Below are 22,737 nucleotides of genomic sequence, written 5' to 3'. Positions count from 1 at the left end.
TTAATAAAGGTAATAGTGCCTTCAAACGTGTGAGCGTGAACTGTGATGGAAAGAAAACTAGGATTAGGTCTGGATACGGGTGGTACCTATACGGATGCAGCTGTGGTGGACATGTCCACATTGGAGGTACTCGCCAAGGCAAAATCTCCGACGACCTATCACGATCTTTCCATTGGGGTCCTAAGGGCCATCGACGGCGTGCTGGGGATGAAAACTTTTGATATTTCTGAGATAGTGTTCATAGGCCTCTCCACCACCTTGGCCACAAATTCCATACTCACGGGCAAAGGGGGAAAGGTCGGCCTTATCGGGATCGGTTGGACCCCTCAGCCCGAGTTCAAGTCCGGAGCGGACATGGAGGTGTTCATCACTGGTGGGCACGGCGTTTGGGCTCAGCAGCAGGCGCCTTTGGACCTGAAAGCTCTTAAGAAAGCCATCGAGGAGATGAAAGATGAGGTCGATTCCTTCGTCGTATCCAGTCATTTCAGTGTTTACAATCCCGAGCACGAGAGGGACGCCGCGAAATTAATCAAGGAGATGACCCAGATGCCGGTGGTCATGGGCCACCAGTTAACTTCGCAGCTGGGCGTGCCTGAGAGGACCGTGACATCGGTGCTGAACGCACGTCTGCTCCCGGTCATCGACGAGTTCCTGGACGGAGTGGAGCGCTCGATACAGGAAAGAGGGATAACCGCCACCATACTGGTGTTCAAGGGCGATGGGACCTTGATGAACATCGAGATGGCAAGGGAGAGGCCGGTGGAGACCATACTATCCGGGCCGGCGGCCAGCCTGATGGGCGGAAAGATCCTTTGCAATGAGGAGAACTGCATAGTGGTGGACATCGGAGGGACGTCCACCGACATCGCATATCTGGACGAGGGTTTCCCACGCATTTCCAAGGAAGGTGCCATTGTAGGCCGTTGGCGTACCCGGGTAAAGGCCATCGATATTTGGACGGTAGGGTTGGGAGGCGACTCCCATGTGGTCTCGGATCAAAGGGGAATGTTCAAGATCGGTCCGGAACGCGTGGTGCCGTTGGCAATAGCATCTTCCAGCTTCCCCGGGTTGAAGGAGAAGATGAAAGCCACCAGCGAGACCAACTACTACACCCATGTGGAGAGAGGAACCAGCAAGCTCACCTCTCGTGAAAGGGCGGTCTATGATTTCGTCAAGGTCAACCCGATATCCACTCTGGAGGAGATCAGGGGCGGGGTCCCGGATGTGTTCACGTACCGGGATGTGGTGAAAAGGCTGAAGGACCGGGGCTTCCTGCAGATGACCGGTCTTACCCCCACGGATTTCATGCACGTGCAGGGATTTTTCGACCGTTTCGATATGGAAGCGGCGCTGCTAGGGGTACAGTTCATGGCCAATTGGGGGAACATGTCCCTGGACGATTTCGTGGGATCCTTCAATTACGAGATGATCACCAGGGTCGGTGAGGAGATCATGAGGAAAGTGGTCCTGGATGAGGCCGGAGAGATACCGGAGAATGTCGGTTTCAATTATCTACTGCGTTCCTCGGTGCAAGGGAACAAGGGCAGCACCATACAGATGACCACACGCATGGACCGGCCTCTGGTGGGGATCGGAGCGCCCACGCACATATACCTGCCCCCGCTCGAGAAACGCATGGACGTCAAGGTGATCATCCCTAAGCACCACGATGTCGGCAATGCCGTGGGGGCTGTCTGTAGCCAAATATCAGAGACCATCACCGTTCAGGTCTTTCCGGACAAGGACAACCGCTTCTTCGTTCTCGGCCCTTTCGGGCCGCCGGTGACATATGGTCACGTAGAACAGGCGGTGGGTAGCGCCCGAAGGCAGGCCGAGGAGTACGTGAAGAATCGTGCATACGAGGCCGGGGCCGAGAACATCCGGGTGCGAAGCGATATCTACGAACAGAAGTTCTACGGCGGCATTAACGTGGAAGGTGAACAGACCGCTTGGGTCGAGGTGACAGCAAGGGCCACCGGGGAACCGCGTATGATGATTAAGCCTAAGCGTTCGGATTAGGCGTCCTCGTCACGATCCTTGCCCCATCCTCCGGGAACCGGTGACAAACCGCGTTTCCACAACGACGGGGCTCATCATTCAAACATGGGTCGCTAAAACACATCCTATCAATCTATCTAGTTTTTGAAGACCCTGCTGACAAGATCTTCCAAATGTGCCATTTGAGGACCTTTGGTATAATGGCAGGTGCGGTGAGCGGCAGCTCACATATGAAGATCACTCGATACATCGTCTTTATATGATCAAGGCGAAGGAGCACTATTTTTGCTATTCGTTTTAACAGTTCGATAAACGATATTTCTTGATCACAGAAGTTAGAAAAAATAAAAAAAAAGAAAAGGGTTGGGCTTTTAGCCCTTTACGGCCTTGACCAGCGCAGCCAGGTTCTCGTCCTTTATCAGGGCGGAGAGGCCGCATCCAGGCGAGACGATGTCGAAGCCGGCGGCAGCGCAGCGCTTTCCGTGAGCCAAGACATCAGCCGGGGTACCCTGCAGAAGCGGGTTGACCACACCGACGTTACCGATCAGGACGGCACGCTTGTTGACGATCTTGACACCCTCTTCCGGAACGACCTTCTCCTCAACAGACAGAGCCTTGCATCCAGTGTTGATCATGTTGTTCAGGATATCGGTGGTGTTACCGCAGATGTGCAGAACGCCAGTAGCGCCCTTCACTGGGGCCAGGCTATCGGCCAAGTATGTACCTGCGTACTCGTTGAACATGTCCGGGGACAGCAGGTCTGTGCTGGCGGACGGCTCGGACATCTGCACTACGTCGGCTCCGGCGTCGGCCAATGCCTGGGAATATCCCTTGCATATGACGTTGACGGCCTTGACCCACTTGTGCACCAGTTCTGGCTCGACCATGATGTACAGCACGAGGTTCTCGGTACTGACCATGTGTCCTGCCAGGGTGAACGGTCCAGTGTTCCCGGCGATGATCGGATATTCGGCGCCGTACAGGGCCTTCATCTTGGTGATGGCCTGCTGGGCGATGGCGGCACGGCCGCTCTTCAGGAACTGATCTACGGGCATAATGGTGGGCTCGTCCTCGATCGCATAGGGGTGTCCCTTAAGCATCGGGGTCCTGTCCTTGCGCCCCTTGTCACATGTCAATCCCATGCTCTCGGCCTCGGCGGTCAAGCAGAACGGGGCCCTGACGGCCTCGAACCCGAATACCGTGGCCTGTCCCGCACCCAACTTGACCATCATGTCAACGTCGTAGTGTGCTTCTGGCCAGCTGACACCGAGCGCATCCATCTGTCCCATCGTGGCGCTCTGGGTGAAGACCGCGACCGGCGGCCTGTCATGTTGCTTGCCCTTCAATGCATCTAGTACTCTGTCCCTTGGAGTCATATTTGTAGACAAATTCATTCCCCCTATAATCCAGTTGGAATCGGACCTGTCCCGAGTATCAATTTTACCGTACATTAATGTATCGGGGTGTTCTTCACAACAATCATCCTTTAACACCGGTTAATAATAATAATCTGGCTCATGGTCTTCCATGTGAAACAATTGTAAATAAATTAACAAATGTTCAACCAACGATCATCAACGATTCGAGGCAGTTCCGTGCCGAGCGACCGCCTCTCGAAATGCGACTATATTGTCCATCGGGGTCTTGAACGGCATCTCACAGCCCGGGCTGATCATGAGCCCCGCCCCGTCCCCCCATGTCTTCACGATGTCAGCTACCTCTCGATCGATCTCCTGGGGCGTACCCTTGAACAGCAGGAACATATGGTCGATACCGGCCATGACCGCGGTGCGCCCCTTAAGCTTGGAGAACACTTCGTTCTTGTCCACGGCCGTCAGGTGGAAATGTACAGCGTCCGCACCAACGCCTGGATAACCGTCCAGGTAGGGTTTTGCAGCGCAATTATGGGCAATGACCTTAATTCCATGATGGTGAAAATGATCGATGGCCTTTTTCAGATTACACAGGTCGAACCGTTCGATGTTCTCCTGTGAATTGGTCTCCAATCCGGCGGTGCCGTTCTCCACAAAGACCGTGGTGACGCCCATGCCGGCCAGATGCTCCGAGTATGCTTTAGTGGACTCTATCACAACCCCGAGAAGCTGGTCCACCACGTCCGGATCGGTGATGGTCGCCATGAGCAGACCCTCCAACCCCATGATCTCGCTGACGATGAGCATCGGCGAATTTATGCACCCCAGGACCGCCACTTCGTTCCCGACCCGCTCGTTCATGATCCCCGCGGCCTTAAGTGGAACAGACCAGTACTCGTCCCTCATGGGGTCCACAGGGTGAACCTTATCTACATCTGCCGGCGACATTACGGCGTACTTTTCAACCCTGGGGTAGAAGTCCCGCTCCGGCCACATCCACTGAGTGCCGTGAGCCCGTGCCTCGACCAATATGTCGCCCCAACCGGCCATGACGTTGTCGAAGCCGGTGATCCTCTGCGCTAAGATGGCGATGCGAGCGAAGATCTCGGGGTCGTGGAAGCCCTGCCGCATAGTGAGCCCTGCCGCGGACAGGACCGTCTTGGCCGCCCCCAGATGCTGATACATCATCGGCGGGCGGTCCACTGGTAAAAGCGATATAGCTCCCTCGAACCTTTCTTTGGGCGTCATAAGCATATCTTAGGCGATGTATGAATTAAAAGGTAGCTCGAATGGGCCGACCTAGTCCTTCACCCTCTTCTCCTTCTCGAAGAAATCGTTGATGATCTCGTATTCAATGCCCCTTTCGGCCATGAACTCCTTGGTTATGTTCAGGGATGTCTCCCGGACCTCCGGGTCCCACATACCATGCACGATGACGTGGACGATGAGCTCCCCACGTGTCATCATCGTTCCATCGAATCGGTTCTGAACGGTCGGTCCGATATCCATGTCGATCAGGCTTACGTTAATGGTCTTGCCGCCTTCCGCGGTCAGGAACGATTTGACATGTCCTATCATGTCCGCACCCTGTCGGAAGCACTCCGTGGTGATCTCGTTCATCAGGTCGACCACCATGCCCTCGGATTGTTCACTGCTCAACGGATCGGCGATGTAAAGTCGTACCCACACAGAGAACTTACCCAGCTCGTCCGTGGCCCGGTGTGTCAGCAGTTCCCTTGATTTCTGGTCCACACACATCACTCTCCGTATTTCCGATCAAAGCGTTTCTCAGCGTCATGTAGGTCGTATATCACCGCTTTACCGTTGACCATGATGTCGGCTATCTCCTTGACCCCCTTTCCGGTGCGAGCGGAGCCATAGTACAATTGGACCTCTGCATTCAGTTCTCTCACCATCTTGGTCACCCGGTCCAGTCGGTCCTCGTCGACGGCATCGACCTTATTGATCAACACCGCGTCCGCCTCGATTATCTGGGTCTCCACCAACCGACGCACATTGTTCATCAGCTTATCGATGCGCAGAGCGTCGACAAAGGTGACGATGGGTGATTGTTCCAGTATCTTCGGCATCTTTTTCACCGTCTCCGCCGCGGCCTGTTTGAGGCCTAACGGTATGGCCACACCGGTCGGCTCTACTAAAATGACGTCCGGGTGGAAGCTCATATAGATGTTTGTGACGGTGGTCGTCAACGTACCCTGCACTTCACAGCATATGCACCCTCCAGATATCTCCATGGTGTCTATGCCATGTATCTCCATGCACTTGCGGTCCACGTTGATATGACCAACATCGTTGACTATGGTCGCTACCTTCAAACCTCTTGAATTCAGCTCTTTGGCCACCTCGATAAGAAAGGTGGTCTTTCCGCTCCCCAAGAATCCGGTCACCTGGGCGATTCTCATTAAATCACAACTAGGCATTAACGTCCTTTTCACTATAATTCCGTTGTCCCGTATAATACGTTCATCGGCGTTTAAAATGGAGCTACTGGACAAATAAATAGGCGATTGTTTCGGGAACAGTATTAATAATGAGGCGATGTCATTCCCTCTCCGAGGTTTTCCATGGCATTGGGAGTAGCGCTCGACTTGGGAACTAGCGGTTACCGGGGTCACCTGGTCGATCTGGATAGGAAAGGCAAGATTCTGGCCACGGCCATAACAATGAGGCATCCCCTACCGGGTGCCAACATTATGGACCATCTCCACTTCTGGTTAGAGAACGGTTCCGAGGTGGGGCACCGGATAGTCATTGAGACGGTCGACAAGCTTATTTCTACCCTGGGAGCCAAGCCCGAGGAGATCGCTCGAGTATCGGTATGCGGAAATCCGGCCCAGATGTCTATGTTCGAGAACATCGAGATACGGGACCTGGCCTTCGCCGGGCAATCGATATTGAAAAGATTGAACGTCAAGGTCCCGGAACGAAAGGCCCATTCTATCAAAGCCGAGGAGCTGGGTATGAATTCGGTCAGGCGAACCGCTGAGGTGCGCATTCCTCCGTCCATACGCCACGAGATCGGCGCCGATGCATTGGCTATGATCATGAAGACCGGTCTCATGGACAAGAAGGAGACCTGCATGGTGACAGACTACGGCACCAACGCCGAAATGGGGCTGTTCCATAATGGTGAGCTGTACACCGGCAGCGCCGCCGCCGGGCCAGCCATGGAAGGGCAATCCATCCAGTTCGGCATGCTGGCCGCACCGCAGGCCATTTCCGATGTAATACCTACCGACGACGGCCGCTGGTACAATATGGTCCTCAGCGACAAACTGCACCCTATCAAATCCTCCATAGTCGATCCAAGGAACGGTGCGGAGAGCCGGCTTGACGGTGTGGTCGCCCGGGGCATAACCGGTACTGGCGTCGTAGCCGCAATGGCCATGGGTCTGGAGGCTGGCATCATCAAGTTGCCCTACATCGAGACCCCCGATCGCCGCATCCACCTTACGAACGGCATTTACTTCGGAGAAGAGGACGTCCGCGAAGCCGGAAAGGCCTTCGGAGCCATCCGCGCCGGTCACCGCACCCTGATCGAGGAAGTGGGCATAGATGACTTCGGTGTCAGGACCATGTATATGGCTGGCGCCTCCGGCACATATGTGGACCCTTTGAAGGCCCAGACCGTGGGATTGATCCCCAGGGTCCTGGACAAGACCGTGCAGGCCGGGAACACCTCACTGATGATGTCCTACGATATCCTGGTTGACGATGATGGTCTGGATCGCATGCAGGACGTGGCCAATTCCATCGCCAGCAAGCACATCATGTTCGCCACCAGCAAGATCTTCGAGGACATGTACGTGAACGAGATCGCCTACTGGACCGAGGGCATGTCCCTTGAGATGTACAACGAGATGATCCAGTTCTCCGGTCTGCGCCCGCTGCCGGAGATCAAGCGCCCGAGCGAGACCATCCGCCTGGTCGTTTCGGATATCCCGGTCATCGGCGCCCAGGGTCTAAAGACCCTGGACGATGTCGGTGTGTTCCTCGTAGGATCGTTCGAAGGATGCATCGGCTGCAAGAAGTGCCAAAAAGCGTGTCCAGAGTGTGCCCTGCAAGTATCAAAGATCGGAGAAAAGAAGTTCCAGGTCAGGATCAACACCGAGCATTGTCTGGGGACGGCATGCAAGAAGTGCCAGGCGGCCTGTCCAGAGGACGTCTACAATTTCAGCGAATTTAAGATCGTAAGAAAAGGAGAGGACGCCTAATTGCGTATCACGTGCGTAGTAGACAATTGCACTGGATCGAGTGGTAATTCTCGTTCAGTGCAGAAGGCGCCTGGCAAATTCATATCCGAACATGGGCTGTCCATGCTCATCGAGAACAATGATGGGAAGAAGGTGATCATGGACACCGGTTCATCGGAACAGGTGTTCTCGCACAACCTGGGTGTGCTGGGCATTAGGCCGGAAGAGCTGGATGCGGTGTTCATCACCCACGGTCACTATGATCATCTGGGCGGATTGCCGTTGCTGTTGAAGGCCGGGGTCCCCTGCTATGCCCATTCAAGCACTTTCAAAGGGCAACGTTTCTATTCCGCTTCCGGGAATACAAGAGAGATCGGTCCATCGACCGAACTGCTATCCCTTCTGAAAGAACACCCTCCTATCTACGAGAACGGACCGAAAGAACTGGTCTCTGGGATCAGCACCACCGGTGAGGTATTGCGCACCAACAGTTTCGAGGTCCCATCGACCTTCATGTTGGAGCGAGAGGGAGCTATGATGCCGGACCACATCCTGGAAGAGCAGGCGCTGGTCCTCTCCACCCGAAAAGGATTGATCGTCGTTACAGGCTGCGGTCACGCCGGGGTCGTGAACATATTGTCCCAGGTCAGAAAAAGAAGCGAACGTAAATTGTACATGGTGATGGGCGGTTTCCACCTATCCCAAGGTTCACCGGAAACATTGTTGAAGACCATGGACGGACTGAAGAAGCTGGGGGTAGAGAAGGTGGTCCCGATGCACTGTACCGGCTTCCAGGCCACCAAGATGTTCTCCGACCGTTTCCCCGGCTTTGAGCTCTTCGGTACGGGCTGTTACATCGACATCTAGATGTCAGCCACCGATTGGCTCAGCATCAGGTCGGCGAAGGCGGCCACCGGCATCACCCTTTTAGCATATTCCAGCGGGCCGTAGACCACGTAATCCGCTCCCGCCATCATGCTCAAGGCCACCGCCGAACTGTCCACATGGCGCATGGCCTCCTTGGCATCGGTCATATCGCTCAGGTCCAAGCACTCCACGGCGTTGTGCAGGGCGCAGCCGCAGGGCAGTCCCCATTTAGCCTTGGCCACCATTATCGCCCGCAAGGCCGATCCAGCGTTCTGTTGCGGCGACGTTACCGCCACGTCCAGTAGCAGATTGTCTATTCCCAGGCCCTCGGCCGTCTCCAGCAGACCTTGCGGTAGAAGGTCGTCCCCACTTTCCAGCATGTAGATGCGTCCCTTGACATCATCACTGCGGGGATTGAAGGCCAGGACAACCGCGTGCTTCGGTGGAGCTTTTTCGAGCATACTCTTCTCTTCCGCGGAGAGGCCGGCGTTGATGGTGTTGTAAACCACTCGGTCCCGCAACCCCATTTCCTCAGCATGCCTCAGGAAAGAGATGCGGACATCGGAACTGCCGGAATCCACGAACAACGGACCAGGAACGATGTCGCATACCGCCTCCAGATAATTCCTGGCCGCCGTCTCGTTCTCAGCGTACAGCATGAGGGCGGACGGGCATTCGCAGCTCTCGATCACTTTACGGTACTGGTGCAACCTTTCTGTTAATTTATGATGGTCCAAAGCCCCGGTGCGAGGGTCCAGAACGACCGAGTGCCGGGGGTAGAACAATGAACCGACCATGACCGTTCGCCTCTGGCCCGGTTGCCCTCCGAACTCCGTTCCACCGATGCATGCCTTTCTCTGCGTTGTCTGGAACTTGAACATGTCATACCCCCGTAAGATACGTCCTCAGTCTAAGGGAAAATTCGACCGAGGGAACTGTCAACACTCTTCCTTGGAGCGGTTCTATGACCACACCGAACTCCTCGGAGACCAATACCATGCCCATACCGGTGTTCAGCCCGTCGGAGGGCATGCGAAGCATAGGTGAAATGAAATCGTCCGAGGCAAGATGGAGCTGTTTAGCTATCCGGCCGCTCTCCCCGCTGAACGCCTTGGCCCTTATGATCAATGGTTCGGCCGGGAAGGGGGAGAACTTCCGGGAACGCAGCTCCTCCAATACCTGTATGAGCTTTTTCCCGCTAGCTTCATCGAACTCGTAAATGGGATCGAACTCCACCAGCTCATTTACCTGGGAGGAGTCTAAGAGGTCCACGATCTCGATCTGTTCCTGGAACCTCTCCACCGCCTGGGGCGGCAGGTCGCACAAAAAAGGTATGGCCGCCTTGGTCCCGATTATGCGGTGATGCTCATCGATGCCATTTTCCATCAAGGCTCGTATGGCGTCCCCTGGGAAGTGACCGAACTCCTCCCGTCCGCACATTATTAGAACTCGGATACTAGGTAGAGAGATGATGTTGGCGATGACCTTCTCCAATCCTATGTTCTCCGTCTTTAATATTCCCTTGATGCAGAAAAGGTCCGAAGGTACGTCCACCGCCCCCCGGCCGATGATGAGGACGGCCACCGGAGATCCGTCATTCCCAAGGACGTAATCCCCACTAGCGATCGGCCATTTTCCTTCCAGCATATGGTTGATCCTTCTAACTATGTATTTCATTTCAATTATATATAAATTTAAACTCAGTCGATATGCTGGCTAATGTATGGATGAGCATTTTTAGGAATTCAATTTCGTTGTTAAGAGGATAATTGATAAATACAACTCGTTTTGTAACACAGGTAAGAAGGGGTAAAATGGGCGTTTCTATAGCAATATGTGAAGTTGACAGTGACAGCGCTTTGTGCAAGGTGGGCAAGTCCACGTTGCTCAAGGTGAATTTGAAGGACGTTGCAGGCTTTGAAGATGTGGCCGAGTTCGATCTAGTGGTCCCTATTAGCCAGGCCAAGTTGGTCATGGGCGATGACTGGGAGGCCTTTCTAAAGAGGAACCGTTTGGACCCGGAGATGGAAACTCTCTATCTGGACAAGATCAAGCAGGATGCTGACAAGCAGCGGTTAGTGGCGGAGAGCCAGAAACTATACACCGGATGGATCCCGGTCGACAAGGTCTCGCCTGAAAGGATGAGCGCCTTGATGGAAAGGTCAGGCAAGGACGACAGGCTTACCGCCTGGGACATGCTTTCCTTTGACGAGATGGGTGCGGCCTGCGCCAAGTGCGTCCTCTCCTGGGACGAGGGACGCGGATGCATGGGTACCTTCGGACCGGAGAACAGCGCCTTACCGGAGATCGCAAAGAAGAACGGGTGCACTATCATAGCCAGCGTCCCGAGCTCCGTCGGTAGCAAGAAGCTATTCTCGGCGGAAGAGGCGGCCAAGCTTTTGGAAGAGGTCAAACTTCTCAGGGAGAAGCTGCCGGACGAAGGCAAGATGATGGTTCGCCGTTACTCAGGGGTCCTGGACCGCCTGGAGAAGATGGGGAACGTCTGCGTTACCTCCAGGTCCCGCTTCTATTTCCTGTAACCCTTACCGAAACCCTTTTTTTCTTTTTTAACATTCATCATCATGTGCGAGCATGAGCGATGAAAAATCCAAATTGAAATGTATTGACTGTGGCCCTGGTCTTTCCATGCGGGAAGGGGAAAAACTGCTGGTCGACGGTAGATTGGTGGATGTGGTCGATCTGGAAATGACCATGGAAGAGGTTCGACGAATGAAACTGACAAAAAGGAAGGACGTGGCCGATGAACTGTTATCCCGGACCAAGGCAAAGAACGACATCATGGCCGAGCAGGAGAAGATATATCGTAACGCCCTGATGAACGAGTACGATAGGCGTTACCTGACCATCATGTGATCAGGTCACCCTTAGATTCAGGTTCAGGCTCTGGACCTCATTTTCTACGGCCATTACTATGCGCTCCTCGGCCGAGGTGCCCGAATAATCGACCATCGACACAGGGGCGAAAGGCAGGATCGGCGCCCCATCCTTGTACAACAGGAACCAGAGCTTGTAGTTGCCCGTCACGCTGACGTTGAAGTTGTAAGCCTCCTCCCACTGTGGCTGCCATTCCCCTTCAAGGTCGACATCCGTATGGTTCAATGTCACGGTGAGAGAATCGAAATAATACATGCTGTGAACCTGGGTGACGTTATCCACGAAGGTCATGTTTACCAACCACAGCTCCACGGTGTACTCCACCGCCCGATGCTCGTGGTTAGCCAGACCGATGATGACCGAGGCTTCCTGCTCGACGGTCAAATTGTGTGGATAGTCCTCAGCCTTGCCCCCCGGTCCCAGTATGTAGAACTCGGTGAAGCTCTCTCCTTGTCGGGGGACGGCAACGACGTACACCAAGGCGATCACGGACGACAGAATGGAGATCACCAATACGACCGTGAGTATCCGGTCCAAACCTTTCTCGGCCTTGAACTGCACGAGGTATCCTCGAGCGGTCCTCACGGGGTCGAACGGGAGGTAGGGACTCTCGGCCATCTGTCGGCGGTATAATCCCGCGGCGCTAAGAGCAACGTTCAAGGCCGACAAACTGAGCAGGATCGGTGCTAGGCGTATCCCGAAGGGCGTATAGTTCAGGCCGAAGCCCACCAATGGTGAGATGGCTATGCTGAGACCGAACGAGAGCGCAACCCTCTCGATGATCTCCAGGTCCTTGCTCTCAGGAAAGAGCACGGACAATGCGGCGTAACCGGGAAAGAATAGAATGAACGGCAGGCCTATGATCACACGCATAACGTTGTCCGGCAACAGATATATGATCAGAATCAGGGTCAAGGAAAGCCCGATGATGGCCCATAGGTCCCAGTCCCGTTTAGGCTGAAGGTTCATTTGCAATGTGGAGAGAATAAAGATATATAATCCATTTGTGCAGGGCCGGGGTCGTATCGACCAGTTATTAATAATGAATTAATCATTTCCGCATTGAAATGAAACTTCCCGAGCTTTTCCAGTTGGAGGACGTACGATTGATCGAGAGCTCGTTCGAAGCGTTGACCAACGAGTCATCCCTGGTCCAAATGCTCCGGGGGTCGACCGAGGTCCGCTTACTGATAGACAATGATGAAACACCGCTGGCAATGGCCCGCGAGGACGAAGGATGGAAGGCCGTCAGTTTTCTGTGGAAGGAGCCTTCCGAGGACCTCATCGAGATCCTTCCGGAATTGGACATCAAGGTATTCAAGTGCAGTATCGAGGATTGGCGGGAAGCGGTGATGGAATATTTCTCCAATAAAATGTTGAAAGAATGCCAGCCTGCCTTGGATGACCTTCCTGCCGATCGGGAGAAGAAGGTCTCCGATCTCATCTGGAAGGAATGGCATTTCAAGCCTGGAGACCTATGCTATGACTGTTGTTGCGGTTCCGGCGTAGGGAGCAAGACCCTGGTGAAGATGGGTCTGAGACCATTGGCATATGACGTTGACCGCGATCTGCTGTGCCGCGGTCTGTTGGAGGGTCGGTTGCAACCTTGGAACACCGTGCTGCTGGACGGGACCAAGGCCTCGGAATATCTGGATAAGGCCCCGTATGCCATCATGTTGATGGCCGGAGACATCAACATCATCAACTCCTGGACCTGGAAGTTGATAGTTGACCAGATTTTGGAATTGGCGGATAATATAATCATGACGGTTGCCACAGAGGAGGAGGTGAAGTTCATGGAGCAATGGTGCCATGACAAAGGTCGTACATGCACCATCTTCGAAAATCAAAGAGACCTCTTCTACGATCGCTGGGTATGTTCGGTGCGTTGATCAGGATCGGACGTAGGTCAATACCAATCATTATCTATCGTATACGGACGTATTCTATAAGGTGTTAAATTGACCGACTATGCAAAATCCGCCAAAGTTCTCATGGACGTTCTGGAGCTCAAGACAGAACCGGTGGCTGTTACCTTGATCAAAAAGGGGGAGGCCCTGCCAGAAGGTTATCAGGTCCCGGAAAAGAACATAAGGCATTGTCAATCCATTATGAGGGCCAGGAGAGGGGAGAAGTTGCTTCTGACCGGGGAAAAGCATGCCTGCGTGGTGGGCGGGTCCGCCCTTGGCATATTACCCATACCGGACAAGGTCAAATCCGGTGAGTTCCACTTCAATATCGGTATGTTCGATACGGTTGAGGCGGCCAAGAAGATGATCGAGGAACGCCCCCAGCTGGAATGCGGAAGTGTAATGGCCACTGCCGTCTCTCCACTGAGCGAAACGAAGATAAAACCGGATGTCGTCATCGTAACAGGCACGCCAGAGCAGATGTATTGGTTGCTCCCAGTGGCGGCGAAGTTCTTCCAAGGAGGCAAGATGGTGGTGGAGATGGAGCCGTTCCAGGCGAGCTGCGCTTATTCCACGGTCTACCCTTATTTGCATGACACGCTCAGTCTGTCCATCGGATGCTTCGGTTGCCGCAAGTCCACCGATCTGGAGCCTTCAGAGATGCTGGTCGGTATTCCCGCCTCCAAACTGGATGAGGTAGTGGCGGCTTTGGAGAGGCTCGTCGGGCCAAGAGGGAAGTCCAAGATCAAAACAGGATAAACTTCCCTTTTTACAATTTTTTTACATTAATATGTAGTTTATGAAACAAAAGTCCAAATAATCATATAATTAATGACCATTTTGCAAATTTGTTGCAGGGGAAGGTCATGGACACAACGGATCTCGAGATCCTCAGAATGTTACGGCGCAATGCTCGCGAGGGACTAAGTAGCATAGCTGACCGGTTAGGCGTTTCTAAAGCGACGATCAGCAGGCGCATCTCTCGTCTGGAGGACGATGGGTATGTGCAGGCCTACACCATGCAGGTGAACACCACTAAGATGGGTCTCATGCGGGCGCTGATCGGTCTTCAGGTGGTGGGCGCCCCCTTGACATCGGTCATCGATGAGTTGAAAAAATATCATGAGATACAATATGTCTACAAGGTGTTCGGCGATCACTCTCTGATATGTGAGGTCTACGCAACCAGCGTTGATAAGCTGTATGACCTCATTCAGGACAAGATCGTCAATATACCGTATATTCAAAGGGTGGAGGTGGACATACTCATAGAGAGGATCGGTATGAACGAGGATGCCATGTTCGACCTAGCAACTCCCCTGGCGGAAAAGGAAGAAGGTCGAGAGGGATGACACCAAAGATTTATTGACCGCCCTGATGGTTAACCCCTTCCATGGAGCTACGACCCGCCCCCAAGACCTATACCAAGGACGGTCACCGCGCTGTTGATCCGCTCACCACCCTGAAAAGGGTCGAACCATTGCTCTCTAAGGCTGGCATCACTCGAGTGGCGGACATCACCGACCTCGATCGCATTGGAATACCGGTGTTCTCTAGCATCAGGCCCATGGCCAAGGAGGGTGCGATATCCATATACAATGGTAAAGGGGCAAGCCGGGAGCAGGCGCGGGTCTCCGCGATCATGGAGGGTATGGAACGTTACTCTGCCGAACCGGGGGACGAGAGGTTGCGCCGGGATATGATGGACAACATGCTCGCCTCGGAGAACGCCGTCGACCCCAGGACGTTGATCCTGCCGCAGATGATCAACGTGCATGTAAATTACCACCCCATCGCTTGGGTCAAGGGCTACGATCTCATGGAGGGGGAGGAGATATGGGTGCCGGCCGTGGCGGTCTATCATCCTTATGACTCCAAAAAAGACCTGCAGCTATTCCGTAGCAACACCAACGGTCTCGCCTCCGGAAACAATCTGGAGGAGGCGGTATTGCACGGTCTGTGCGAGGTGATCGAAAGGGATGCCTGGTCAATTTCCGAGGCTAGAAAAGTGTCACGAGGGGAGATCGTGGTCGAGGATGATTGTCCAGTCGTTAGCGAGCTTTTAAACAAGTTCAGTTCTCAGGGGGTGGAAGTGCACCTCAAGGACCTGACCAGTGATGTAGGCATACCCACCATCGCTGCCGCGGCCGACGATGTCCGAATGAAGGACCCCGCACTTCTCAATCTGGGAGTTGGGACCCATCTCAGTCCTCGGGTGGCAGCCATCAGGGCGCTGACCGAGGTGGCACAAAGTCGCTGCACGCAGATACACGGGGCGAGGGAGGATACCACCAAGGCGGACCTGAACCGAGAGGTGGGATACGAGCGCATGAAGAGTCTGAACGCCATGTACTTCACCTCCTCGTCCGAGGTACGTATGAAGGATTTCCCGGAATTCGATACCAAGGACATCCTCGAGGACATCGAGGTCGTTTTGGACCATCTTCTTGACCGGGGCTTCGAGAAGGTCATCGCGGTCGAGCTGACCAGGCCGGAGCTCGGTATACCGGTGGTCAGGATGATCGTACCCGGTATGGAGATATTTGCCATGGACATGGATCGGATCGGACCCAGGCTGGGAACATGAGCCGGCCGGTGGTGTTTCTGGGCCCCAGCCTGTCGCTGGATGAGGCACGTGAGATATTGGATGCGGACTATCGTCCTCCTGTAAAGAGGGGGGACCTGACACAGTTGGGGGATGTTGACGTCGTTGGCATAATCGACGGTGTGTTCCTACAGAACTGCTCGGTCGGTCACCGAGAGATAATGGCATTGATGGTCAAGGGCGTGAAGGTGGTTGGCGGGGGTAGCATGGGCGCCCTAAGAGCATCGGAACTGAGCCAGTTAGGAATGATAGGCGTCGGACGCATTTTTGAAGAATATTCTAGCGGTAAGATCGAAGGGGACGACGAAGTAGCCCTGGTATTCGATCCTGAGAACTATGAAGCTCTATCTGAACCCATGGTCAATATCAGGTTTCTAGTGAAATCCGCGATACGCGATGGGGTGATCGATCTCAAAGAAGGTGAAGAGATGCTCACCGAATTCAGAAAGATTTACTATCCCCGGCGTACCATTTCCGGATTCCTGTCCATGATCTCTTCATTATTGTCTCGTGAAAAATCAGAGCGATTCAATTTTTATTTTACAGCAAATTACCGAGATTATAAGAAGGAAGACGCGATAACAGTCCTGTTATCTCTTTAAAGAGGTCGATAAACCCCATTTTTAAGTATTATCGATGCTATTAAAAAAAAATAAAAAACTCAAATCATATTAAAATAAATATATTTTAATATTAAAAAATTTAATGACGTTAAATCAGGGGCATTTTTGTCTGGGTAGTTAAAAAAAGTAAGCTATTGTTTAATATGGATGGATAATCCATCCATCATCAAGCTTATATTCTAACGCCACCTTTTCGACTTCGCAAGGGGAACCGGTTTTCATGAGTTTGATGCATATCTGCTCGTGAAATTACCGAGTTATTGAAAAGGAGGTAAAAAATGGCAAGATTTAAAGACAAGGTGGACTTGTATGATGACAGAGGCAAGGTCATTGAAAAGGACGTGCCTCTAGAAGCAATAAGTCCGTTAAACAACGCGGCCATTAAGCGAACCATCTCTCTGACAAAGAGGACGATCGCAGTCAACCTCGAGGGTATTGAGAAAGGTCTCAAGACCGGAGCGGTTGGCAACTTGAACGTCCCAGGCAGGGTTTTGAATGTCGCAGTAGTGGCGGACGCTGACAAATTGGCTAAAAGGATTAGAGACATAATCAAGGTCAGCAAGGACGACGACTCTGAAGTCAAGAGCATGGCAGACGGTAAGAGAATGGTTGTTACCTGCCCCAGCGTCAGAATTGACTCTGGTGCCGAGTATACCACTGGATTTACCTGTGTCGCTGCCGCCGTGACTGAGGCCATTATCGACCATTTCGACGTGAATATGTTCGAGGCCTCGATGGTGAAGGCAGCTGTTTGGGGAAGATACCCTCAGACCATCAACATGCTGGGCTCCAACCTGAAGAGCATCCTTGATGTTCCTCAGCTGAACGAGGGTACTGGCTACGCGCTCAGGAACATCATGGCCAACCACATCGTCATGTTGACCGGTAGGAACGCCATGAACGCCGCCGCTCTGTCCTCTATCTACGAGACCGCAGCGGCCTACGAGATGGGTGACGCAATCGGCAACTTCGAGAGGCAGCACCTGTTGTCCCTGGCTTACCAGGGTCTGAACGCCAACAACCTGGTTTATAGCTGGGTCAAGGAGAACGGAAAGACCGGCACTGTCGGTGACGTCGTCGCATCCATGGTCGGAAGGGCCTTGGAGGACAAGGTCATCAAGAAGGGCAAGAAGTTCCCGTCCGGATTCGTTGAGTACGTTACCAACGACTTCCCGCTGTGGAACGCCTATGTGTCCGCTGGTCTGCTAGCCGCGATCTGTGTGAACATCGGTGCCGCAAGGGCCGCACAAGGTATTCCATCCACCATTCTATACTACAACGACCTGGTGGAGCACGAAACCAGCCTGCCCGGTACTGACTATGGTAGGGCTATGGGTACATCTGTCGGTATGTCTTTCTTCAGCCACTCTATCTATGGTGGAGGCGGTCCGGGTCTGTTCCACGGAAACCACGTGGTTACCAGACACGCGAAGGGAACCGTCATACCGGTGATTGCCGCGGGTTGTGCCCTGGATGCCGGAACACAGTACTTCAGCGCAGAACACACCTCTGCAGTTCTGAAGGAGGTCTTCGGTGAGATTCCAGAGTTCAAGAACCCATTGAAGGTGGTCGGCAAGGAGGCCAAGAAGTTGAAGGAGCAGGTGGCTTGAACATGGATAAGCCTACCTCTGAAGAGGTTCCCCTGCCCGAGATACAGATCTTCCCGGAGCGATTACTGCTCGCGGACACCACTGAAATGTTACTGAACAGGTTGCACGAAGTGAAGAACGTGAGAAAGATAACCGTTCAAGGCGAGGACCTACCGGCGGTCATGAAAATGGGCCCCGGGACCGGAGGCCCTGTGAATCATCCGGAACGCCGAATGATCACAGTGGTTGGGGAAGAAGTGGAACTGAGGGTCCAAGTCGGTCGTATTTTCGTCGAGATAAGCGACATCGATTTTGTAACTCAGGCCTTAAAGGACATCGAGGAGGTTTGCAAGGATTTGCTCCCCTTCGGGTTCAATCTCGAGGTAGGTCGATATTCGAAGTTCAAGCCGACTGTTACCGATTATAAAAAAGGATTGGTGAAATAACATGGCTAAGACAAAATACAAAGCACAATTCTATCCTGGCACCACCCTGCCCGCCAAGAACAGGAGACGCCTGATGGACCCCAACGTTAAGTTGGAAAAGCTTCGCGACGTTCCGATGGACGACGTGGTCAAGATCTTGGGTCACAGAACCCCAGGTTCCGACTATGCCACCATCCACCCGCCGCTGGAGGAGGGTTCCGAGCCCGACTGCCCGATCAGGCAGTTGGTCGAGGCAAGCGATGGCGCAAAGCATGGAGACAGGATAAGATACGTTCAGTTCACCGACTCTGTCTACTGGGCCCCTATCATACCGTATGTTAGGGCTCAGATGTACATGTGGAGGTTGAGAGGTATCGATACTGGTACCCTATCTGGAAGGCAGATCATCGAGATGAGGGAGAGGGACGTCGAAAAGATCGCCAAGGAACTCATCGACAACGAGACCTTTGATACCGCAAGGACTGGTATCAGGGGAGCTACCGTGCACGGCCACGCCGTTAGGCTTGACCAGAACGGTCTGATGTTCGACGCCTGGCAGAGGTTCCGGTGGAACGCTAAGAAGGGAGAGGTCGAGTACGTGAAGGATCAGGTCGGTGTCCCGTTGGACAAGCCTGTCCCGGTCGGAAAGCCGATGCCCGAGAAGTGGTTGAAGGAGCACACCCCGATGTTCCGCGCAGATGGCGTGGACATGAGGGACGACGAGGAGGTCATGAGGCAGAACCTCAGGATACACACCCTTAGAAGCAAGTGTGGCTTCAAGCCCTTCGATGTTAAGGAGGACTGAAAATGGCGAAGGAAAAGGACAAAATGTTTATCGCCGCCATGAAGAAGAAGTTCAAGGAGGACCCCACGGAGGTCCGCTCTCAGCACTATTCCTACGGAGGCTGGAGACAGTCTGGAAGGAAGCGGGAGTGGGTAGAGCAGGCGAACAAGATCGCCAAGGCCCGTGGAATCCCCATGATGAACCAGGACGTCGGTGTTGCGCTCGGCCAGAGGGTCTTGATGCCCTACCAGCTGTCCCATACCGACATTTATGGTGAGGCCGATGACCTACACTGGGTCAACAACGCTGCAATGCAGCAGTGCTGGGACGACATACGCAGGACCGTCATCGTCGGTCTGGACGTCGCCCACAACGTTATAGAGAAGAGGCTGTCGAAGGAGGTCACCCCTGAGACCATCAACCGCTACCTGGAAGCTGTTAACCACACCATGCCAGGCGGCGCAGTGGTTCAGGAGCACATGGCCGAGCTTTGCCCTGAGATGGTGAAGGATTCCTACGTCAAGGTGTTCTCTGGTGACGACGAGCTGATCGACGAGATCGACAAGTGCTTCGTCATCGACATCAACAAGGAGTTCCCAGCAGCTCAGGCCAAGCAGCTGAAGGCCGCCGTTGGCAAGAAGCTGTGGCAGGTCGTGCGTGTGCCATCCATCATAGGCCGCGTGTGCGACGGTGGTACCATAGCCAGGCACTCTGCGATGCAGATTTCCATGGCCTTTATCACCGCCTACAGACTGGCAGCCGGAGAAGCCGCTATCGCCGACTTCGCCTTCGCCGCCAAGCACGCTGCAGTGGTGGAAATGGGTACCATGATGCCCGCCAGGAGGGCCAGGAGCCCCAACGAGCCTGGTGGAATTCCGTTCGGAGTATTGGCCGATATGGTGCAGAGCACCAGGACCAAGCCGGACGACCCAGGTCGCGCTGCGTTGGAGACTGTCGCTTTGGGTGCAGTGATCTATGACCAGATATACCTCGGGTCTTACATGTCCGGAGGAGTCGGGTTCACTCAGTACGCCACTGCCGCCTATACCGACAACATCCTAGAGGACTACACCTACTGGGCCATTGACCACATAAAGGACAAGTACGGCGGACTCTGCAACAGCAAGCCCACCACCGACCTTATCGAAAAGCTCGGGTCCGAGGTCAATTCGTACGCCCTGGAGATGTACGAGCGCTACCCGGCCGCCATGGAAGCCCACTTCGGTGGATCCCAGAGGGCCACTGTGGCAGCAGCCGCAACCGGTATCGCTACCGCCTTCGCCACTGGTAACGCCAACGCAGGTGTTAACGGATGGTATCTCTCTATGTACCAACACAGGGAGAGGCTCGGCAGGCTAGGGTTCTACGGATACGATCTTCAGGATATGTGCGGTGCAGCCAATTCGTTCTCCTACAGGAGCGACGAGGGTCTGCCCCACGAACTGAGGGGTCCGAACTTCCCGAACTACGCCATGAACGTGGGTCACCTGAGCGGATACGGCGGTATCGCTATGGCTCCTCACGCAGCTCGCGGCGACGCCTACGTGTGCAACCCGCTGGTCAAGATCGCCTTCGCAGACAAGAACCTCCCATTCGACTGGGCCAACATCACCAAGGAGTTTGGCCGCGGTTGCCTGAGGGAATTCATGCCTGCGGGTGAGAGGACCGCAATCATCCCCGCCAAGTAAGGTGTCCAATGCAAGAAGGAGACTACGCGAAATACAAAGTCACCGGGACGGTGGGAAAGGTACTGGAAGTGCAAGAGCGCGATGGGGTGGAATGGGCTATGCTCGACACCTACGAACTCTGGTACGTAACCAGTCTCCTCGAACCTGCCTTGGCGGCCGAGTACAAGCGGACCTCCTTCAAGGAGAGGACCCGGACGATGTCATTGGAAGAAATGGACGCTTTGACCAAGGATGTCATAGCCGACATATCGACCTTGACACCGAGCGGGGGCGGCTGAACACGCGCGAAACAAACCCTTTCCATCTATCTTCTTTTTTTTAAAAAAATAAAATAAACGGACGAACGTCATTGACGCTCATCAGCCACGAAATAAAGATCAAAAAAGATCGTTCAGGACATGTCAAAGCCCACCAGGAGACTGGCGAGCTTAGGATCGTCCTCTAGTTCGTAATGATTTTTTATAATGATATCTCCCAAAGGTGAGGGACTGCAGGACACCACGTTCTTCGCCCCCTCTATTTGTTCCAGCTCCGGGAACGACACCGGGGGCATTAGAAAATACTCCTTGGTCTTTGGGACCATGTCGGTGAAGACCACGAAATCGTCTCCAAGCCAGCAGACGTTTTCCTTGTCCTTGTATAAGGTATGCATGCCTGGCAGGATCTCAGTGCCTAGGACCATATCCTTATCACCCATCATGAGAACGGTCGGCTCTGGCGGAGGTCTGAAGCGTGTATCCTTTATAATGCAGATCACGTGCTGTCGATTGAGGCATTGAGCGACCCCTTCGTTGACGACATCCAGTCCGATCTGGGACTTTACATTGCCTTCGATCTTCTTTATGGCCTCGACGATCTCCGATTCCAAGGGAAAGGCCATCTTGGTTCCTGTCATGGCCTTGATGATTTCTATCGCCCTCTTTACTGCGTCCACGCCGCCCCCAATGTGCTATAATTAGAAATATTTATTTCATTAGCTTGGATGCGCTTTTTATCCCGGCAAAGCAATTCCCTGATCATGAGTCTTGAACTGATCGCACAACAGCAGCCCGAGGTCATACGGGCAATGTACCGTTTTAAGAACGAGGTGTTCAAGAATAACATCCTTACCTTCAAAGAGAAGGAGCTCATCGCCGTGGCGGTGACCGCGGTCCTGAAATGTGATGAATGTTTCGACCTCCATGCCCAGAAAGCAATGGAGGCCGGAGCTACCAAGGACGAGATACGTGAATCCTTGACCGTAGCAATGTATCTGGCCGGCCCGAGCGCGATAGTTGGAATGCCCTCCATCAAGAAATTATTATCCGAATGATCAGCAGACGAACTCGATCATCACTGGCTTCTTCAATGCCAGTTCGGCTGCGGCTTCGGCACACTTGATCATGGCCAAGGGAACAGGACACGAGGAATGCTTGAGCACCTCTCCGCATATCTGATAAACGGTGTTGTCACAGAATGGCATGCGCATCACGTCCCATATCTCCATCTGGCGCAAGACCTTCTCCAGGTTCCTGACCTGAGGGCATTGGCTATCGAGCACCTCGAACTTCACCACCTGGCCGTCGGTACGAACCCGGATCGTGCTGGGGAGTCGGCAGACTCCAGGATCCAACTTCACCGTGGCCTGTAATGGTAATTCTATCTCATCGGTCATTCTCCCTCAATCCCATTCCTGCCAGATAATCATATCCACACGTAAACTGATAAATCATAAGTACCATGAGCCTTTTGTAATTAGTATCACACCCCGGGATGATCCCTTTTCA

General features: G+C 53.6%; 25 protein-coding genes. 16 read left to right on the top strand and 9 right to left on the bottom strand.

The features are described from left to right. Positions 1 to 45 precede the first annotated feature (45 nt). Positions 46 to 2,019 carry a hydantoinase/oxoprolinase family protein gene (locus VMW85_00820; GenBank protein ID HUT26577.1) on the top strand — a complete coding sequence of 658 codons (1,974 nt, stop codon included), beginning with the start codon at positions 46 to 48 and terminating at the stop codon, positions 2,017 to 2,019. 350 nt (positions 2,020 to 2,369) lie between these two features. Here VMW85_00820 and VMW85_00815 read toward each other — a convergent pair whose 3' ends face one another. The 4 genes from VMW85_00815 to VMW85_00800 all read right to left on the bottom strand — a co-directional run bounded on the left by VMW85_00815 (position 2,370) and on the right by VMW85_00800 (position 5,794). Then, complete coding sequence (locus tag VMW85_00815; GenBank protein HUT26576.1) at positions 2,370 to 3,374, bottom strand: MtaA/CmuA family methyltransferase; 1,005 nt, start codon at positions 3,372 to 3,374, stop codon at positions 2,370 to 2,372. A gap of 198 nt (positions 3,375 to 3,572) precedes the next feature. Beyond that, on the bottom strand, positions 3,573 to 4,619 hold the full coding sequence (locus tag VMW85_00810) for a uroporphyrinogen decarboxylase family protein (protein HUT26575.1): 1,047 nt from the start codon (positions 4,617 to 4,619) through the stop codon (positions 3,573 to 3,575). A gap of 51 nt (positions 4,620 to 4,670) precedes the next feature. Beyond that, positions 4,671 to 5,123, bottom strand: a complete 453-nt coding sequence (locus tag VMW85_00805) for a hypothetical protein (protein HUT26574.1) — start codon at positions 5,121 to 5,123, stop codon at positions 4,671 to 4,673. A gap of 5 nt (positions 5,124 to 5,128) precedes the next feature. Next, on the bottom strand, positions 5,129 to 5,794 hold the full coding sequence (locus tag VMW85_00800) for a GTP-binding protein (GenBank protein ID HUT26573.1): 666 nt from the start codon (positions 5,792 to 5,794) through the stop codon (positions 5,129 to 5,131). Positions 5,795 to 5,956: 162 nt separating this feature from the next. On the opposite strand from VMW85_00800, the gene VMW85_00795 reads away from it, so the two are divergent. Both VMW85_00795 and VMW85_00790 read left to right on the top strand, forming a co-directional pair. Then, the gene (locus VMW85_00795; GenBank protein ID HUT26572.1) at positions 5,957 to 7,606 is read left to right on the top strand and encodes a methylamine methyltransferase corrinoid protein reductive activase; all 1,650 of its coding nucleotides are present in this window, start codon (positions 5,957 to 5,959) and stop codon (positions 7,604 to 7,606) included. Continuing rightward, a complete protein-coding gene (locus tag VMW85_00790; GenBank protein ID HUT26571.1) occupies positions 7,607 to 8,452 on the top strand; it encodes an MBL fold metallo-hydrolase in 846 nt (281 codons plus the stop codon). On the opposite strand, the gene VMW85_00785 is transcribed toward VMW85_00790, so the two are convergent. Together VMW85_00785 and VMW85_00780 are read right to left on the bottom strand one after the other, a co-directional pair. Beyond that, complete coding sequence (locus tag VMW85_00785; GenBank protein HUT26570.1) at positions 8,449 to 9,333, bottom strand: hypothetical protein; 885 nt, start codon at positions 9,331 to 9,333, stop codon at positions 8,449 to 8,451. The two genes, VMW85_00790 and VMW85_00785, sit on opposite strands and share 4 nt — an antisense overlap. 1 nt (position 9,334) lies before the next feature. Further along, complete coding sequence (locus VMW85_00780) at positions 9,335 to 10,129, bottom strand: hypothetical protein (protein ID HUT26569.1); 795 nt, start codon at positions 10,127 to 10,129, stop codon at positions 9,335 to 9,337. 137 nt (positions 10,130 to 10,266) lie between these two features. Here VMW85_00780 and VMW85_00775 point away from each other — a divergent pair, with 137 nt between their 5' ends. Together VMW85_00775 and VMW85_00770 are read left to right on the top strand one after the other, a co-directional pair. Continuing rightward, a complete protein-coding gene (locus VMW85_00775; GenBank protein ID HUT26568.1) occupies positions 10,267 to 10,992 on the top strand; it encodes a hypothetical protein in 726 nt (241 codons plus the stop codon). A gap of 52 nt (positions 10,993 to 11,044) precedes the next feature. After that, positions 11,045 to 11,326, top strand: coding sequence for a hypothetical protein (locus VMW85_00770; protein ID HUT26567.1), 282 nt, complete (start codon positions 11,045 to 11,047; stop codon positions 11,324 to 11,326). On the opposite strand, the gene VMW85_00765 is transcribed toward VMW85_00770, so the two are convergent. Then, the gene (locus VMW85_00765; GenBank protein ID HUT26566.1) at positions 11,327 to 12,316 is read right to left on the bottom strand and encodes a DUF1616 domain-containing protein; all 990 of its coding nucleotides are present in this window, start codon (positions 12,314 to 12,316) and stop codon (positions 11,327 to 11,329) included. 98 nt (positions 12,317 to 12,414) lie between these two features. Here VMW85_00765 and VMW85_00760 point away from each other — a divergent pair, with 98 nt between their 5' ends. From VMW85_00760 to VMW85_00715, 10 genes are all read left to right on the top strand, one after another. Continuing rightward, positions 12,415 to 13,239: a hypothetical protein gene (locus VMW85_00760; GenBank protein ID HUT26565.1), complete on the top strand. Its 825-nt coding sequence runs from the start codon at positions 12,415 to 12,417 to the stop codon at positions 13,237 to 13,239. Between the two features lie 69 nt (positions 13,240 to 13,308). After that, positions 13,309 to 14,016: a DUF169 domain-containing protein gene (locus tag VMW85_00755; protein ID HUT26564.1), complete on the top strand. Its 708-nt coding sequence runs from the start codon at positions 13,309 to 13,311 to the stop codon at positions 14,014 to 14,016. A gap of 107 nt (positions 14,017 to 14,123) precedes the next feature. Then, a complete protein-coding gene (locus VMW85_00750) occupies positions 14,124 to 14,609 on the top strand; it encodes an Lrp/AsnC family transcriptional regulator (GenBank protein HUT26563.1) in 486 nt (161 codons plus the stop codon). A gap of 41 nt (positions 14,610 to 14,650) precedes the next feature. Beyond that, complete coding sequence (locus tag VMW85_00745) at positions 14,651 to 15,844, top strand: YcaO-related McrA-glycine thioamidation protein (protein HUT26562.1); 1,194 nt, start codon at positions 14,651 to 14,653, stop codon at positions 15,842 to 15,844. Then, positions 15,841 to 16,464: a TfuA-related McrA-glycine thioamidation protein gene (locus VMW85_00740; protein HUT26561.1), complete on the top strand. Its 624-nt coding sequence runs from the start codon at positions 15,841 to 15,843 to the stop codon at positions 16,462 to 16,464. The genes VMW85_00745 and VMW85_00740 overlap by 4 nt, the downstream gene beginning before the upstream one ends. 299 nt (positions 16,465 to 16,763) lie before the next feature. Then, positions 16,764 to 18,095: a coenzyme-B sulfoethylthiotransferase subunit beta gene (gene mcrB / locus VMW85_00735; GenBank protein HUT26560.1), complete on the top strand. Its 1,332-nt coding sequence runs from the start codon at positions 16,764 to 16,766 to the stop codon at positions 18,093 to 18,095. 2 nt (positions 18,096 to 18,097) lie between these two features. Further along, positions 18,098 to 18,520, top strand: a complete 423-nt coding sequence (mcrD, locus tag VMW85_00730; protein ID HUT26559.1) for a methyl-coenzyme M reductase operon protein D — start codon at positions 18,098 to 18,100, stop codon at positions 18,518 to 18,520. 1 nt (position 18,521) lies between these two features. Continuing rightward, positions 18,522 to 19,304: a coenzyme-B sulfoethylthiotransferase subunit gamma gene (mcrG, locus tag VMW85_00725; protein ID HUT26558.1), complete on the top strand. Its 783-nt coding sequence runs from the start codon at positions 18,522 to 18,524 to the stop codon at positions 19,302 to 19,304. A 2-nt stretch (positions 19,305 to 19,306) separates the two neighbouring features. Further along, on the top strand, positions 19,307 to 20,971 hold the full coding sequence (gene mcrA / locus VMW85_00720) for a coenzyme-B sulfoethylthiotransferase subunit alpha (GenBank protein ID HUT26557.1): 1,665 nt from the start codon (positions 19,307 to 19,309) through the stop codon (positions 20,969 to 20,971). 8 nt (positions 20,972 to 20,979) lie between these two features. Beyond that, complete coding sequence (locus VMW85_00715; protein HUT26556.1) at positions 20,980 to 21,249, top strand: DUF2098 family protein; 270 nt, start codon at positions 20,980 to 20,982, stop codon at positions 21,247 to 21,249. Positions 21,250 to 21,362: 113 nt separating this feature from the next. On the opposite strand, the gene VMW85_00710 is transcribed toward VMW85_00715, so the two are convergent. After that, the gene (locus VMW85_00710) at positions 21,363 to 21,905 is read right to left on the bottom strand and encodes a hypothetical protein (protein HUT26555.1); all 543 of its coding nucleotides are present in this window, start codon (positions 21,903 to 21,905) and stop codon (positions 21,363 to 21,365) included. Between the two features lie 84 nt (positions 21,906 to 21,989). Between VMW85_00710 and VMW85_00705 the strand changes: the two genes are divergently transcribed. Further along, a complete protein-coding gene (locus tag VMW85_00705) occupies positions 21,990 to 22,283 on the top strand; it encodes a carboxymuconolactone decarboxylase family protein (GenBank protein ID HUT26554.1) in 294 nt (97 codons plus the stop codon). Here VMW85_00705 and VMW85_00700 read toward each other — a convergent pair whose 3' ends face one another. After that, complete coding sequence (locus VMW85_00700; protein HUT26553.1) at positions 22,284 to 22,625, bottom strand: hypothetical protein; 342 nt, start codon at positions 22,623 to 22,625, stop codon at positions 22,284 to 22,286. Positions 22,626 to 22,737 lie beyond the last annotated feature (112 nt).

Source organism: Methanomassiliicoccales archaeon (assembly GCA_035527755.1).
In the GTDB taxonomy this organism is placed as follows: domain Archaea; phylum Thermoplasmatota; class Thermoplasmata; order Methanomassiliicoccales; family UBA472; genus UBA472.
This window is presented reverse-complemented; position numbering and strand designations above follow the sequence as displayed.

Excerpts from the sequence above, each read along its gene's own strand:
- VMW85_00800 (HUT26573.1), bottom strand. The coding sequence starts at position 5,794 with ATGAGAATCGCCCAGGTGACCGGATTCTTGGGGAGCGGAAAGACCACC.
- VMW85_00750 (HUT26563.1), top strand. The coding sequence starts at position 14,124 with ATGGACACAACGGATCTCGAGATCCTCAGAATGTTACGGCGCAATGCT.
- VMW85_00700 (HUT26553.1), bottom strand. The coding sequence starts at position 22,625 with ATGACCGATGAGATAGAATTACCATTACAGGCCACGGTGAAGTTGGAT.
- VMW85_00770 (HUT26567.1), top strand. The coding sequence starts at position 11,045 with ATGAGCGATGAAAAATCCAAATTGAAATGTATTGACTGTGGCCCTGGT.
- mcrB (HUT26560.1), top strand. The coding sequence starts at position 16,764 with ATGGCAAGATTTAAAGACAAGGTGGACTTGTATGATGACAGAGGCAAG.
- mcrD (HUT26559.1), top strand. The coding sequence starts at position 18,098 with ATGGATAAGCCTACCTCTGAAGAGGTTCCCCTGCCCGAGATACAGATC.
- VMW85_00795 (HUT26572.1), top strand. The coding sequence starts at position 5,957 with ATGGCATTGGGAGTAGCGCTCGACTTGGGAACTAGCGGTTACCGGGGT.
- mcrA (HUT26557.1), top strand. The coding sequence starts at position 19,307 with ATGGCGAAGGAAAAGGACAAAATGTTTATCGCCGCCATGAAGAAGAAG.
- VMW85_00760 (HUT26565.1), top strand. The coding sequence starts at position 12,415 with ATGAAACTTCCCGAGCTTTTCCAGTTGGAGGACGTACGATTGATCGAG.
- VMW85_00820 (HUT26577.1), top strand. The coding sequence starts at position 46 with ATGGAAAGAAAACTAGGATTAGGTCTGGATACGGGTGGTACCTATACG.
- VMW85_00705 (HUT26554.1), top strand. The coding sequence starts at position 21,990 with ATGAGTCTTGAACTGATCGCACAACAGCAGCCCGAGGTCATACGGGCA.
- VMW85_00780 (HUT26569.1), bottom strand. The coding sequence starts at position 10,129 with ATGAAATACATAGTTAGAAGGATCAACCATATGCTGGAAGGAAAATGG.
- VMW85_00775 (HUT26568.1), top strand. The coding sequence starts at position 10,267 with ATGGGCGTTTCTATAGCAATATGTGAAGTTGACAGTGACAGCGCTTTG.
- VMW85_00765 (HUT26566.1), bottom strand. The coding sequence starts at position 12,316 with ATGAACCTTCAGCCTAAACGGGACTGGGACCTATGGGCCATCATCGGG.
- VMW85_00745 (HUT26562.1), top strand. The coding sequence starts at position 14,651 with ATGGAGCTACGACCCGCCCCCAAGACCTATACCAAGGACGGTCACCGC.
- VMW85_00815 (HUT26576.1), bottom strand. The coding sequence starts at position 3,374 with ATGACTCCAAGGGACAGAGTACTAGATGCATTGAAGGGCAAGCAACAT.
- VMW85_00740 (HUT26561.1), top strand. The coding sequence starts at position 15,841 with ATGAGCCGGCCGGTGGTGTTTCTGGGCCCCAGCCTGTCGCTGGATGAG.
- mcrG (HUT26558.1), top strand. The coding sequence starts at position 18,522 with ATGGCTAAGACAAAATACAAAGCACAATTCTATCCTGGCACCACCCTG.
- VMW85_00785 (HUT26570.1), bottom strand. The coding sequence starts at position 9,333 with ATGTTCAAGTTCCAGACAACGCAGAGAAAGGCATGCATCGGTGGAACG.
- VMW85_00715 (HUT26556.1), top strand. The coding sequence starts at position 20,980 with ATGCAAGAAGGAGACTACGCGAAATACAAAGTCACCGGGACGGTGGGA.
- VMW85_00810 (HUT26575.1), bottom strand. The coding sequence starts at position 4,619 with ATGACGCCCAAAGAAAGGTTCGAGGGAGCTATATCGCTTTTACCAGTG.